The 14,677-nt window shown below is 67.7% G+C and carries 11 protein-coding genes; 7 read left to right on the top strand and 4 right to left on the bottom strand.

Annotation, left to right across the window (positions count from 1 at the left end; all coding sequences use genetic code 11):
* Positions 1–145: 145 nt before the first annotated feature.
* On the top strand, positions 146–2,917 hold the full coding sequence (locus tag P5P27_RS08535; RefSeq protein WP_278127258.1) for a DUF1156 domain-containing protein: 2,772 nt from the start codon (positions 146–148) through the stop codon (positions 2,915–2,917).
* Positions 2,918–3,134: 217 nt separating this feature from the next.
* Entirely contained in the window at positions 3,135–6,509 is a 3,375-nt protein-coding gene (locus P5P27_RS08530) for a DUF499 domain-containing protein (protein ID WP_278127257.1), read from the top strand.
* A gap of 2 nt (positions 6,510–6,511) precedes the next feature.
* On the opposite strand, the gene P5P27_RS08525 is transcribed toward P5P27_RS08530, so the two are convergent.
* Entirely contained in the window at positions 6,512–7,408 is an 897-nt protein-coding gene (locus P5P27_RS08525) for a DUF4261 domain-containing protein (protein ID WP_278127256.1), read from the bottom strand.
* A 117-nt stretch (positions 7,409–7,525) separates the two neighbouring features.
* On the opposite strand from P5P27_RS08525, the gene P5P27_RS08520 reads away from it, so the two are divergent.
* Positions 7,526–8,149 (top strand): GNAT family N-acetyltransferase, encoded by a 624-nt coding sequence (locus tag P5P27_RS08520; RefSeq protein ID WP_082083906.1) that lies wholly within the window; start codon positions 7,526–7,528, stop codon positions 8,147–8,149.
* A gap of 4 nt (positions 8,150–8,153) precedes the next feature.
* Here P5P27_RS08520 and P5P27_RS08515 read toward each other — a convergent pair whose 3' ends face one another.
* Both P5P27_RS08515 and zapE read right to left on the bottom strand, forming a co-directional pair.
* Positions 8,154–8,816 carry a Type 1 glutamine amidotransferase-like domain-containing protein gene (locus P5P27_RS08515; RefSeq protein WP_278127255.1) on the bottom strand — a complete coding sequence of 221 codons (663 nt, stop codon included), beginning with the start codon at positions 8,814–8,816 and terminating at the stop codon, positions 8,154–8,156.
* Positions 8,817–8,823: 7 nt separating this feature from the next.
* Positions 8,824–9,840 (bottom strand): cell division protein ZapE, encoded by a 1,017-nt coding sequence (gene zapE, locus P5P27_RS08510; protein ID WP_045537626.1) that lies wholly within the window; start codon positions 9,838–9,840, stop codon positions 8,824–8,826.
* 35 nt (positions 9,841–9,875) lie between these two features.
* Between zapE and P5P27_RS08505 the strand changes: the two genes are divergently transcribed.
* Genes P5P27_RS08505 through msrB form a run of 4 tightly spaced genes read left to right on the top strand, consistent with a single transcriptional unit; the run spans position 9,876 to position 13,932 of the window.
* Complete coding sequence (locus P5P27_RS08505) at positions 9,876–10,628, top strand: dihydrofolate reductase family protein (protein WP_278127254.1); 753 nt, start codon at positions 9,876–9,878, stop codon at positions 10,626–10,628.
* A 10-nt stretch (positions 10,629–10,638) separates the two neighbouring features.
* Entirely contained in the window at positions 10,639–12,225 is a 1,587-nt protein-coding gene (locus tag P5P27_RS08500; RefSeq protein ID WP_278127253.1) for an alpha/beta fold hydrolase, read from the top strand.
* A gap of 25 nt (positions 12,226–12,250) precedes the next feature.
* On the top strand, positions 12,251–13,501 hold the full coding sequence (locus P5P27_RS08495; protein WP_278127252.1) for a glycosyltransferase family 87 protein: 1,251 nt from the start codon (positions 12,251–12,253) through the stop codon (positions 13,499–13,501).
* A 17-nt stretch (positions 13,502–13,518) separates the two neighbouring features.
* Positions 13,519–13,932 (top strand): peptide-methionine (R)-S-oxide reductase MsrB, encoded by a 414-nt coding sequence (gene msrB, locus P5P27_RS08490; protein WP_006896356.1) that lies wholly within the window; start codon positions 13,519–13,521, stop codon positions 13,930–13,932.
* Between the two features lie 24 nt (positions 13,933–13,956).
* Here the strand turns inward: msrB and hemQ are convergent, their stop codons facing one another.
* On the bottom strand, positions 13,957–14,652 hold the full coding sequence (gene hemQ, locus P5P27_RS08485) for a hydrogen peroxide-dependent heme synthase (protein WP_006896355.1): 696 nt from the start codon (positions 14,650–14,652) through the stop codon (positions 13,957–13,959).
* Positions 14,653–14,677: the final 25 nt, after the last annotated feature.

The following is a 14,677-nucleotide window of genomic DNA, read 5'->3' as shown; positions in this document are numbered from 1 at the left end:
CCAACCCCCTGATCGTCGAACTTACGTTCGATGATACTCGAGAGGTCCGACATTCTCAGGCGAGTCACACCGATTGCGATACACACTGTCGTGTGCGCTATGTTGAAACGTTCTCGTCCGCCATGCGCTTCACCAAGGGGTACACGTGTCCAGCGATGCACACAGTAATGTTCAGCGACGCAAGTTGATCGAGGTCAGCATCCCGCTGCAGAAGATCAACGAGGAGTCCGCTCGCGAGAAGTCGATCCGCCACGGACATCCGTCGACACTGCATCTGTGGTGGGCGCGCCGGCCACTGGCCGCGGCACGCGCTGTGCTGTTCTCTCAACTGGTGGACGACCCCGCGTCGCGCCCAGACCTGTACCCCACCGAGGCGGAGCAGATCGCGGAGCGAAAGCGACTCTTCGAGTTGATCGAGCGACTCGTGGTGTGGGAGAACTCGAACGACGAGCAACTGCTCGCCGAAGCTCATCGCAAGATCATGGAGTCGACCGACGGCAATCCCCCACCGATCCTCGACCCGTTCGCCGGCGGCGGAACCATTCCCCTTGAAGCGCAACGACTCGGACTCGAAGCTCACGCGTCAGACCTGAACCCCGTCGCCGTGCTCATCAACAAGGCGCTGATCGAGATTCCGCCGAAGTTCGCCGGACAGCCGCCCGTGTGGCCCGGAGCCGCCGACGAGACCATCCAGGACTGGCCCCGCGCCACAGGTCTCGCCGAAGACGTCCGCCGCTACGGACAGTGGATGCGCGACGAAGCCCAGAAGCGCATCGGCCATCTGTATCCGAAGGCACCCCTGCCCGACGGTACCGAGGCAACCGTGATCGCGTGGATCTGGGCGCGGACCGTGACGTGCCCGAATCCCGAGTGCCGGATAGCGATGCCCCTCGTCAGGTCGTGGTGGCTCGGCAAGAAGAAGGGCAAGGAGGCGTACGTGGTCCCCGTGATCGAAGGCAAGACCGTGCGGTACGAGATCGGTCACGATCCGGCTCAGGCGCCGACGAAGGAGACCGACGGGACGATGTCTGGCAAACGTGGCGGCGTCTGTATCCGCTGCGGTACCGCCGTCAGCACCGACTACATCAAAGCTCAGGGAACCGAAAGGCGAATGGGCGCAGATCTCATAGCCACGGTCGCCGAAGGCACTCGCCGTCGAATCTATCTACCGCCGTCGGACGTACATCGCCGGGCCGCTGAGGTGGAGCCACCGCTCGACGTACCGAACCAGCGACTGGGATTCCATCCGAAGGACGTGTGGACGCCGCCATACGGCCTCGACACCTTCGCCTCGCTTTTCACTCCACGCCAACTCACCGCGCTGACCACATTCAGCGATCTGGTCGGAGAAGCACGCGAGCTCGTCTTGCGGGACGCGCTCGCCGCGGGAATGACGGAGGGTAGGCCTCTCGATAACTCGGGCGTCGGTGCGTTTGCCTACGCAGACGCAGTCGCCACGTATTTAGGCCTCGTAACGAGCCGGTGTGCCGACTATTGGTCGGGCCTGTGCAGTTGGCACAACACTGGAGAGAAGATGCGCAACACGTTCGGCAGGCAAGCGATACCGATGGTATGGGACTACACAGAATGCGACCCGTTCTCTTTCTCATCCGGAGGTTTCGACGGTCAGCTTGACTGGACTGCGAAAGCCGCAAATCGCACGCCAGCGAGCGCACATGGGACCGTAGGGTCCGCCGGAGCCGCTGACGCGGTCGCACAGCACGCGCTCATCTCCACCGACCCTCCCTACTACGACAACATCGGCTACTCCGATCTTTCTGACTTCTTCTATGTCTGGCTTCGCCGGTCGCTCAAGGACATCCATCCGTCGATCTTGTCGACCATGCTCGTGCCGAAGACCGAGGAACTCGTGGCCAACCCTTACCGGCATAACGGCAAGGAGGGCGCGCACAAATTCTTCGAAGACGGATTCCGGGAGGTCTTCCGTCGCGCCCGTGAGCACGCTTACGAGGACTTCCCCATCACCGTCTACTACGCGTTCAAACAGCAGGATTCGTCGAAGGACGGCCAGGCGTCGACCGGCTGGGAGACCTTGCTGGAGGGCATGATCCGCTCCGGCTGGCAGATCACCGCGACGTGGCCGATGCGATCGGAGCTCGGTAACCGCATGCTGAGCCAGGGAACCAACGCCCTCGCCTCCTCCATCGTTCTCGCTCTCCGACCGCGCCCGGAGGACGCGCCGCGCGTCGACCGCCGTGCGTTCCTGGCGCGGCTGCGCAATGAGCTTCCGGCGAGCCTGCGCGAATTGCAGCAGGGCGCCATCGCGCCGGTCGATCTGCCGCAGGCGGCGATCGGGCCGGGCATGGCGATCTTCTCCGAGTACAACGCGGTGCTGGAGGACGACGGGTCGAAGATGACGGTCCGGACCGCGCTGCAGCGCATCAATGCGATCCTCGACGAGGTGCTCGGCGAACTCGAGAACGACTTCGACGCACCCACCCGCTTCGCGCTGACCTGGTTCCGACAGAACGGCTTCGACAGCGGCAAGTTCGGCGACGCCGAGTCGCTCGCGAACGCCCGCAGCATCTCGCTCGACGGCATGGAGCGCTCGGGCATTCTCACCAAGGGCGGTGGCCGGGTCGCGCTGATCGCGCCCACGGACATGCCTGCCGACTACGACCCGTCCACCGACTCGTCGATCAGCCAGTGGGAGGTGGTGATGCACCTGGTGCGGGTCCTCGACTCGGAGGGCATCCCGGCGGCGTCGACCCTGCTGAGCCTGGTGCCGGATGCGGTCGACACCGATCTGTGCCGCGAACTCGCGAGCCTGCTCTTCAAACTCGCCGAGGATCGCAAATCGACGGCCCTCGCGGTCAGCTTCAACGGCCTCGGCGCCGCATGGAGCGACATCGCCCGCGGTGCGCGGGGTGCGGTGCACCAGGAGATGCTGCTGTGATCGGCGCGTTCGCCGCCGAGTCACGTGACTCGACACGCCCGGAGCGGCCGACACGCCGTGCAAGCCCTATGCGGGGCGGGAGGCCCCGGCCGCTGTCGTAGGCGGGCATCCGTCACACCGGCGGCGGGACGTGACCTCGACGTCCTGATTGTCCGACCGCTGCGATAACCTTCGTCGCGAATACACACATCTGTGTGAATAGTGAAAGGAGCCCTCCGTGGCGCCGAGTAATCGGGATCGGATCCATCAGGCGTTCGAGCTGCTCGGACCGGCGGTCGATCGTTTCCTGACCGAGACGATCGGCCCCGATCTGCCGGCGGGGGCGAGCGGTTGGATCGACGTGCTGCGCACGGTCAAGGCACCCAGCGCGCACCCCGACAAGAAGTACAACCCGCTCGACCCGTCGGACAGCCTTCGGATGTTCACCGACAACATTCCGTACAAGTTCCGGCGCGGCTGGGACCCGATCGGCAAGCGGCTCAGCCGCGCGCAGGTATCCCTGGCGACGCCGCTGGTTGACGCCCGGAACCGGCTCGCGCATCACGAGAACTTCACGAACGACGACGCGCAGTTCGACCTCGACATCTGTCACCGATTCCTGCTCGCCATCGACGCTCCGAAGGAGGCCGCCGACGTCGCGAAGCTGCGCGACGACGTCCGCGCCATCGGCACCCGGCAGGCCACCGAACGGGCCGCGCGCAACGTGCCCGCACTGCAGGTGGGCTCCGACAATCTGCCGGCGTGGCGGGACGTCCTGGCACCCCATCCCGACATCCAGAGCGACCAGTTCAACGCCGCGGAGTTCGCCGCCGACCTGTACACCGTCGCGATGCGCAGCGGCGGCCACAAGTCCGAGTACACCGACCCCGCCGAGTTCTTCGGCCGTACCTATCTCACCGAGGGGTTGCGCGATCTGATCACCCGGAACGTCGCGCGACTGACCGGCGATGAGAACGCGTCACCGGTCATCAACCTGCAGACCAACTTCGGCGGCGGCAAGACGCACTCGATGCTCGCGCTCTGGCATCTGGCATCGGGCGCGGAGAGCCACGTCTTCGGTGACGACGTCGCTCCGCTCGCCAAACCGCTCGACGCGGTGCGAGGACGCGTCGGACGCGTCGCTCTGGTCGGCAACCAGATGGTCCCGTCACGGGAGAACACCGACGACGGCCGGCCGAACATCCGCACCATGTGGGGCGAACTGGCCTGGCAGCTGGGCGGGCAGGAAGCCTACGACATCGTCGCCCATGCCGACCGCACCTCGACCAACCCGGGTGCCGACCTCCGCGAGCTCTTCACGCTGTACTCCCCCGCGGTGATCCTGATCGACGAATGGGTGGCGTACGCCAGACAGCTCGTGAACCCCCCGGAACCGCTTCCAGCCGGCGACTTCGACACCCAGTTCACCTTCGCCCAGGCCCTCACCGAAGCCGCCCGTGCGGTCAAGGGCATTCAGGTGGTCATCTCGATCCCCGCGTCGTCCAACGGAGACGGCGGCGACGAGGTGAACGACGAGGAGGTAGGCGGCGAGTACGGTCGCGAAGCGCTCCACGCACTGAAGAACGTGATCGGCCGGACCGCCGACCAGTGGCAGCCGGCCAACGCCGAGGAGAGCTTCGAGATCGTGCGGCGGCGCATCTTCTCCACACCGGACGCCGAGGCGTCGGCGAAGATCGCCAACATCGCCAAGAATGTCGTCGAGTTCTACCGCAAGTACCACGCCGAGTTCCCATCGGAGGTCCGCGACTCCCAGTACGAGGACCGGATCAAGCGCTGCTACCCGATTCATCCGGAACTGTTCGACCGGCTGTACCAGGACTGGTCGACCCTCGACCGGTTCCAGCGGACTCGCGGCGTCCTGCAGATGATGAACCGGGTGGTCGGGACCCTCTGGCGGTCGGACAACTCGTCGGCGCTGATCATGCCGGGAACCGTGCCACTCGACGACGCCGACGTGGTCTCCGAGGTGACCAAGTACCTCGAGGACCAGTTCAAACCGGTGATCCACACCGACGTCGCCGGCCCCGAATCGGTCCCGGCGCTGGTCGACAAGAACAACGAGCACTTCGGCAAGCGCAAGGTGGCACAGCGGCTGGCCCGTTCGGTGTTCATGGCCGCGACTCCGGGTCTGCACTCGGCGCACAAGGGCGCGGAGAAGCACCGCATCTTCCTCGGCACCGCTCTCCCGGGCGACGTACCGGGCAACTTCCACTCGGCGCTCGACGCCCTCACCGGTCAGTCGACGTACCTGTACACCGAGTCGTCGCGCTACTGGTACGACACCCAGGCCAACATCAGCCGCACCGCGCGCGACCACGCGGCCGGGCTGGCGCCCGCGGACGTCTGGGCCGAGGTGGAACGACGGCTCACCGAACTGCGCAAGATCTCCGCAGACAAGTCGTTCGCCGGGATCCACGTGTTCCCCGAATCGTCCGCCGACGTGCCGGACGAGACCGACACGCGTCTGGTCGTGGTGCCCATGCAGCACACCTACGCCGCGCGGTCCTCGGCCCCGACGGCCAAGTCGTGGGCCGCGAACGTCCTCGAACACCGCGGCAACGCGATCCGTTCGTTCAAGAACTCGCTGATCTTCCTCGCCGCCGACACCAACCGGGCCCGCGAACTGGACGAGGCGGTGCGCAACTACCTGGCGTGGAAGCACGTCGCGGAGAACGCCGACGACTACGGGCTCGGCGGTCAGCAGACCAGGCAGGCGACGGAACGGCGCGCGACGAACGACGACATCGTGCGCAACCGGCTCAACGAGACCTTCTGCTGGGCGCTCTGCCCCGAGCAGCAGACGGGCGAGGCGACCTACTCCATCGACGTGGTCAACGTCTCGGGCAGCAAGGACGACGTCTACGCGCGCACCGGCGCCAAGCTCAGCCTGGAACACATCGCGCTGGCCCGATCGTCGTCGCTGATCTATCTGGATCTGACGGGCCGGTTGTCGGCGGCATGGGATTCCGGACACCTCGACGTGGGCACGCTGCACCGGTACTACGCGACCTACCCATACCTGCCGCGGCTGCGCGACCGGGAGGTGCTGATCGACGGGCTGTACTCGGTCCTCGACGACCAGATCAGTTGGCGCCAGCAGGGATTCGCGTTCGCCGACGGATACGACGAGACCCAGAAGCGCTATCTCGGGCTGCATCTGCCCGGCGACGACGCCACCGTGCACATCTCCGACAGCACGCTGATCGTGAAGCCGGGACCGGCGGACGCTCAGCGCGACGAGGAGGTGCGCCAGCAGCGGGAGCGCGACGGCGAGCAGTCCTCGGCGGACGGCGGATCATCGGACGCGTCCACCGCCGGAGCGGGCTCGGCGGAGACGCAGTCCACCACTCAGAGCGCACTCAAGCGCCGCTACTTCGGCTCAGCGCAACTCGACTCGGACTTTCCGGCGCGCGACTTCAGCACCATCCAGCAGGAAGTGCTCAAGCACCTCTCCTCGGCCGCCGGACGGGTGGAGATCCGCATCGAGATCAGCGCCGTCGATCCCGACGGATTCTCCGATTCGGTGCGCCGCACCGTGTCGGAGAACGCGACGACCCTCGGCTTCGAAGCGTCCGGCTTCGAGAACGACTGAGGTCAGCGACGCTTCTTCTTCCGCGCCGCGGCGCGACGCTCGGCACGGTTGGCGGTCGCCGTCGGCGGCACGAGGTGCAGGACGATGTGGTCGGCGTCGTACTTCGACGGGGCGATCCGCGCGGTGAAGTCGCCGCTGTCGGTCCCGAGAACGTCACCGTCACCGATGACCGGACCGTCGTCGTACATCAGCACGGCGGTGTCGACGACGACCTTCACCACCTGCTCGGCCGGCAGTGTGCTGTCGGTGACCTCGATGTCGAGCAACCCCAGCTCCGACATGCCGATCGTCTCCGCCGACACCAGTCCGGCCTCGTCGGCGACCATGAAATCGACCCACAGCATCAGCGGCAGGTCGGGCGAGACCTCCAGCGCCGCGCGCCGGTACGCCGAGGGCTCGGCGATCTGCTCGGAGGTGTGCATGTACACTGCCCGCACCGAGTCGGTGCAGGCCAGCAGTGAGGTCACCACCCGCGAGATCAGCGTCGCCTCCTCGATGAGGTCACGGTCGTCACCGAGAACCGCGTCACCGAGAACCGCGTCGTCGAAGACCGGGCCGGCGAGCACCGCCTCCGAGGACGCCGCGACGACGAGGGAGGGCCCGTCCGGGTCGGGCAGCTCGGCCTCCGCACTCCACAGCGGACTGCTCTGGGCCGCGTCGGCGACGTCGAGTCCGTGCGGCGCGTCGACGCCCGCCACGAGCACCCGGACCTCGTCGAAGGAGATCACGAACACCGGCGCGGACTCCGGTCCCTCGCCTCGTTGGGTCTCGACGACAACCGAGTCGAACTCGGAGTCGAGCAACTCGACCCAGTCGGCACGGATCTGCTCGAGCAGTCTCGCAGCCGTCAGGCCGGGATCGATCCGAGTCTGGCACAGGGTGACGAACAGTGGATCCACGGGCGTCCTCACGGTCGTTGGCGGTACAACCTCCATACAGCTCCATACAGCCTCCATTGCACCAGGACGCGGGGTACCGTGTCGTGCCGCCGCACCGGAACAAGGCACAATCGGTATGTGACGCAATCTGCGACTTCAGCGCAATCGGCCGCCGGCGACGCCGGTCTGTTGATCGAGACGGTCACCGATCCCGGCCTCGCTCCCGCGATCGCCGACGTCGCCGCCGCGACCTTCCCGCTCGCCTGCCCGCCGCACTCGACACCGGAGAACATCGCCGCGCACATCGAGCAGGTGCTCTCCGCCGCACGGTTCGCCGAGTACCTTGCGGACCCGCGCAAGCAGGTACTCGTCGCGCGGACCGGTGCCGGCGGCCCCATCGTCGGCTACGCGCTGCTGGTCCACGATCTCCCGGCCGACCCCGACGTGCGCGCGGCGGTCGACGCGTTCCCGGCCGGTGCCGCCGCCGTCGCGAACGGGACGGTCACCGAGATCTCCAAGATGTACGTGCTGCCCGAGCATCATGCCGTCCACAGCGAGCTCCGGCCGTCTCACGCCCTGATGAACGCGGCTCTCGACGCCGCCCGCGACCGCGGTGCGACCCTGGTGTGGCTCGGCGTGCACTCGGGCAACGAACGCGCGAAGAGGTATTACGCGAAGATGGGCTTCCGCCAGATCGGCACCAAGAGCTTCAACATGAACGGCGCCATCGAGCACGACTTCGTGCTGGCCCGCGAGAGCTGAACCCTCACACGGCGGGTTCGGCCGACGGCACCACGCGCGATCCGGCGGCGTCGACGATCAACGCTTGATCGTCGTACAGCGGCAGCAGTGTGAACCGGTCGCCGTACTCATTCAGCGTCCGGTCGATCAGTTCGGTGGGATACGGCGGCAACTGTCCGTCCGCATGCGGGATCACGACGGTGTCGGTGAGTCCGAGTCCCCGGAAATCGGCCAGGTCGAGACCCAGACCCGGGTCGTCCATCAACGCTGCGGGCTCCACGTCCGGCCCGGCCGCCACCGCTCCCGCACTGAGGCCGACGTAGGGAGTCCCGGCGCGGACTCGTTCGGCGATCACCTTGTCGGCGCCGCTGCGGCGCAGCCCGGACATCAGCGCGAAGGTGTCGCCTCCCGAGACGTAGAAGGCGTCGACACAGGCCAGAGCCTCCTCGAAGCCGCTCTTGCGGAGGTCGACATCGACGACGTCGTACCCGAACCGGACGAGCCGCTCGCGTTCGGGTCCGGTGAACGGCGCGTCGAGCAGATGACGCTGAGCCTCGTCGATGTAGCCGATCCGCAGACGACGCGGTTCGGTGGCGTCGTGCGCCGCGCCGGCGACCGGCGGCAGGTACTCCAACAGAGCGCCCGCCCCGAGGGACAGCAGGATCAGTGGGCCTCGCACGTCAGTCATCGGCGCCTCAGTCATTCGCCTCCGCGAATCGGGAGAGGGCCAGCAGCCGCGAGGTGGCGCGCAGATACTTCTTGCGGTAGCCGCCGGCCAGCATCTCCGGGGTGAACAGTTCGTCGAGCTTGACCCCGGAGATGCTCACCGGGATCTCGGCGTCGTACAACCGGTCGGCCAGCGCCACCAGGCGCAGTGCCACCGCCTGGTCCGGCGCGGGACGCACGTCGGAGATGCATACCAGCGACACGCCGTCGACCAGCGACTTGTACTTCGACGGGTGCAGCTTCGCCAGATGCGCGATCAGGTCGTCGAAGGTGTCGAGGGTGGCCCCGACGGTGTTCTCGGCCTGACGCTCGAGCTCCTCGTCGGACATCGGCTCCGGTGCGGGCGGAAGGTCGCGGTGCCGGTAGTCGGGACCGTCGACGCGGATGGTCTCGAAGATCGACGACAGCTTCTGGATCTCGCGCAGGAAATCGCTCGCGGCGAACCGGCCTTCGCCGAGCTGTCCGGGCAGCGTGTTGGACGTGGCGACGATGGAGACGCCGCGGGCAGTGAGCTCGGTGAGCAGCCGCGAGACCACCATCGTGTCGCCCGGATCGTCGAGCTCGAACTCGTCGATGCAGAGGACGCTGTGCCCCGACAGCCGTTCCAGTGCGTCGATGTAACCGAGGGCGCCGACCACGTTGGTGACCTCGCCGAACGTCGCGAACGCCTTGGGCCCCGGCATCGCGTGGTAGATCGACGCCAGCAGGTGCGTCTTGCCGACGCCGAAGCCGCCGTCGAGATAGAGACCGATCCCCTGGGGTGCGGCGGACTTGCGGAAGAAGCTCTTCTTTCCGCCGCTGCGGACCTTGGATGCGCGGGCGACGAAGTCGCGGGCGGCGTTCACCGCCGCGGTCTGGCTGGGCTCATCGGGGTCGGGGATGTACGAGTCGAAGCTCACCTCGTCGAACATCGTCGGCGGAACCATCTCGCCGATGAGTTGGTCGGGAGCCAGGACCGGATTCCGATCGCTAAGTCGTGCCAGCATTAGGCAAGGGTAACGACCGGCACCATGATGGACTGATGTTCATCCTGCAGAAAGCGACTGATGTCACAGCAGACGGACTGGCGCAGGTCTATTCTTTTCCGCCGTCCGGCGGACCGGTGGTCCGCGCCAACATGATCGCCAGCATCGACGGCGCCGCCACCGCGCAGGGTCGGTCGGGCGCGTTGGGATCCGACGGCGACCACACCGTCTTCCACCTGCAGCGCGCACTGGCCGACGCGATCGTCGTGGGTGCGCAGACCGCGGTCACGGAGGGGTACGGACCACCGGTCGTCGAGCCCCGTCACGCACCGGGCCGCGCCGCCCGCGGCCAGTCGGCCGTGCCGCTGCTGGTCCTCGCGTCGCGATCCCTGAACCTGCCCGCCGACTTCACCACGGCGCGGCACCCCGACGTCCTCATCGCCACGTGCAGCGACGCCCCGCGAGACGCGCGGCGCCGACTGCTCGACGCCGGCGCCACCGTGGTCGACTGCGGTGAGTCGTCGGTGCAGCCGCGGGCGGTGATCGACGAGCTCGCCCGGCGTGGGTTGCGGCATGTGCTGTGCGAGGGCGGTCCCCGGTTCCTCGCCGATCTCGCGGCTGCCGGTCTGCTCGACGAACTGGCGTTGACGGTCAGCCCCGCGCTGGTCGGCGGCGACGCACCCCGCATCGCGCACGGCACCGCGGTCCCCGCTCGGACGGCCGGTTCCCTTCCCGGGCCGATGCGTCTGCGGCACATGCTCGGCGACGCCGAAGGGTATCTGTATCAACTATGGGAGCGCGCCGACTAGGCTCGCGGTCATGCATTCACCCGGACGCCCGCGGACCGCAGGAGCATCGGCGGTCTCCCGGTTCGCCGCGGTCCTGACCGCGCTCGTCCTGGCCGCGTTCGTCGGCGGCTGCGCGGTCGGTCCGGACACCGGTCCCGACATCGTGCGCGGGGACGACGAGGGCGGGCAGGCGACCGGCGCACCGGAGCAGCCCGCCCTGCAGGCGCCGAAGAAGGACTTGAACTGGCGCCAGTGCGCGGGGTCGATCGCACAGAGGTACGGCGTCACCGTTCCCGACGGTGTGAAGCTCGACTGCGCGCGGCTGGACGTCCCGGTGGACCCGGCGCAGCAGTCGGGCACCACGATCAAGGTCGGCGTCGTCCGCGCCCGCACCGACGCCACGCCGGCCGGCGCCGTGCCGCTCGTGTTGACGAGCGGAGAGGACATGCCGAGTTCGCGGACCCTGCTGTCGTTCGCGACGGGCGCCGACCACGGCATCCTGGATCGCCGTCCGGTGATCGCCGTCGACCATCGCGGGATCGGCACGTCCGGTCTGATCGACTGCATGACCACCACGCAGCGCAGCGTCTACGACGACAACGGTGCGGGTGACGGACGCGATGTCGCGGCACGCGCCGAGAAACTGTCGGAGGCGGCGCGCGCGGCCGCCGACCAGTGCAACGACACGCTGACACCGGACCAGCTCGACTACTCGGCCGCGGCGGCGGGCGAAGACCTCGAGCAACTGCGCCAGCGCTGGGACGTCGACCGGCTCGCGATCCTGTCGGTCGGAACCGGATCATCGGTGGCCCTCGCGTTCGCCGCCGCGCACCCGGACCACGTCGGCCGGCTGATCCTCGACTCCCCGGTCGGCTACAACGTGTCCGCGAAGGCCGCCGCCCAGAGCCGCGCCCGCGGCCTGCAGGCCACCCTCACCGCGTTCACGCAGCGCTGCGCCGGGGCGGGCTGTTCGCTCGGCGCGGGCGGGGCGGCGGTCCTCGGACGGCTGATGTCGTCGGGCGCGGGCGGACAGGTGGGCGCGCTGTCGGACACACAGGTCCTCGACGCACTCACCACCGCGCTCGCGGTCGGCGACACCTCCCCGGACGGACTGCGCGAACTGAGTACGGCGCTCACCGCCGCCGACCGCGGCGACACGGGTGCCCTGCGCAAGCTCGCGGACCGGGCTCGCTCGCTCCGCCTGGCCGACGGCCAGATCGTGGCCCGCTGCAACGACATGCGCGGGCGTCCGGGCACCGACGAGATCCCCGCTCTCGCGCGCGATTGGAACGCGCAGAATCCGCTGACCGCCGGCACCACGGCACTCGATCTCGTCCGGTGCGACGGCTGGGGCGTCGCCGACTCGCCCGCCGCGCCGGAGCGCTTCGCGGTCGACCCGCTGGTGCTCGTCGGCCAGAACGATCCGATCAACGGCGCCGCCGCGGCCGACGATCTGACGCCGCTGATGCTGGCGGCCGACACGGCTCAGACCACCGTCTCGTGGGACGGTCTCGGCTACTCGGTGGCCGCCAATTCCACGTGCGCGGGCGACCTGATCGGCGAATATCTCGGCCCGGCTCCGCTGGGCGCGCCGAGCGAGCGCGCCTGTCCGGCCTGACACCGTGGTGTAGTACGGTGCGCGGGTGAACGTTGTAGAGCGCTACCTGTATCCGCGCGTGGAGTCGCAGCGGATCATCTCGCTGATTCTGTGGCCGATCTCGGTGATGATGATCATTCAGCGGTCGCTGATCCTCGGAGTCAACGGACACCGGACCGACGACTTCACGCCCGTCTACAACGCCGCGTTCAACTTCCTCAACCGGCTGCCGGTCTACAACGAGAACTACAGCACGGTCGATCCGCACTACCTGTACCCGCCGTCGGGCACCATGCTGATGGCGCCGCTCGCGGTTCTGAACCCGGAATACTCCCGTTGGCTGTTCATCGCGGCGAGCGTGGTGGTGCTCATTCTCTGCGCCTACCTGTTGACCAGGATGTTCGGCTACTCCTACGACTCCTGGGTGTTCCCGGCGCTCCTGCTCTTCTTCTTCAGCACCGAGACCGTGGCGCACACGCTGATCTTCACCAACTTCAACGGTTTCGTCCTGCTCGGGATGCTGGCGTTCATGATGCTGATGATGCGCAGACACGACCTGTGGGCCGGCGTCGCGATCGGTCTCACGCTCGCCGTCAAGCCGGTACTCGCGCCGCTGCTCCTGCTGGTGCTGCTGAACCGCCAGTGGAAGATCCTGGTCACCGCGATCGGTGTGCCGCTGGTGCTGAACGTGCTGGCGTGGCCGTTGTCGAAGGACCCGATGGACTTCGTCCACCGCACCGTCCCGTACCTCGGCGAGTCGCGCGACTACTACAACAGCTCCATCACCGGCAACGCCGCCTACTTCGGCGTCGACTCCTGGCTGGCGTGGCTGCTGCGGATCGCGTTCGTGGTGATGGCCGTCTTCTCGCTGTGGTTCCTCTACCGCTACTACCGCCGGAGCGACGAGTTGCTCTGGCTCGCGACCTCGTCGGGCGTTCTGCTCGGCACCACGTTCCTCGTGGGATCGCTGGGCCAGGGCTACTACTCGATGCTGCTGTTCCCGCTGCTGATGACCGTCTTCCAGACCGGCTCGACCATGCGGAACTGGCCGGCCTGGCTGGGCGTGTACGGCTGCATGACCTTCGACGTCTTCGACTCGAAGAAATGGGAACCGTTCGGCCGGTACCTCGAATACAACAAGGTTCCGCTCGGCTGGTCGCTGCTGATGATCTCGGTGTTCTGCGTGCTGCTGTTCCGCTACCTCGACCTGCGTGAAGCGGATGCGACCGGCGGCTCCGTCGACGGGGGCTCGAGCGACGGCGGCTCGGTCCACGACGGGCCCGTCCCCGCCGCCTGAGCGCTACCCTGGACGGCATGACCGACCAGCCTGCCGACCTGTCCCAGCTCACCGACGAGCAGTGGCGTGAACGCCTCACTCCGCAGGAGTTCCACGTGCTGCGCGAAGCCGGCACCGAACGGCCCTTCGTCGGTGAGTACACCGACAAGACCGATGTCGGCGTCTACCGTTGCCGCGCCTGCGGCGCCGAACTGTTCCGGAGTACGACGAAGTTCGAGTCGCACTGCGGATGGCCGTCGTTCTTCTCCCCGCTCGCCGGCGACCGGATCATCGAGCGCGTCGACGACTCGCTGGGAATGACGCGGACCGAGGTGCTGTGCGCCAACTGCCACAGCCACCTCGGTCACGTCTTCGCCGGCGAGGGCTACGACACCCCGACCGATCTGCGCTATTGCATCAACTCCATCAGCCTCACCTTCGAGGCCGAGTGAACCCTGCCCGGCGCGCGGGCCCGATCAGGGCAGCGAGCGGGCCAGCTTGGCGGCGTCCACGCGCGGTCCGGTGAAGAACGGGATCTCCACGCGCACGTGGCGGCGCGCCTCGGTGGCGCGCAGGTCGCGCATCAGGTCGACGATCCGATGCAGTTCCGGCGCCTCGAAGGCCAGGATCCACTCGTAGTCGCCGAGCGCGAACGCCGGGACCGTGTTGGCCCGCACGTCCTTGTAGTCGCGCGCCTCCTTGCCGTGATCGGCGAGCATCTTGCGCCGGTCGGCGTCGGGCAGCAGGTACCAGTCGTACGACCGCACGAAGGGGTACACGCAGATGTACGCACCGGGCTCCTCGCCCGCGAGGAACGCCGGGATGTGGCTCTTGTTGAACTCCGCCGGACGGTGCAGCGCCGAGCCGCTCCAGAACGGGTCGGACGCCCGGCCCAGGACGGTGCTCCGGCGGAAGGTCGAGTAGGCGTCCTGCAACTGCTCGATGGTCTCCGCGTGCCACCAGAACATGAAGTCGGCGTCGCCGCGCATACCGGCGATGTCGTAGATGCCGCGCACCACCACGCCCTTGTCGGCGACCTCGGCGAGGAAACGCTCGAGATCGGCGGCGACCTCGTCACGGTCCGCCGGCAGCTCGCCCGCCCGGACTTTGAAGACCGAGAACATCAGGTATCGGATGGTTGCATTCAGTTCGGCGTAATCCAGGCGACTCATGCCTCCATCGTGCCACCGGCCCGAC

The organism is Gordonia sihwensis (genome assembly GCF_029632925.1).
GTDB classification, from domain to species: Bacteria; Actinomycetota; Actinomycetes; order Mycobacteriales; family Mycobacteriaceae; genus Gordonia; species Gordonia sihwensis.
Note: the sequence above shows the minus strand (reverse complement) of the source record. Positions and strands in the feature narration are given on the sequence as shown.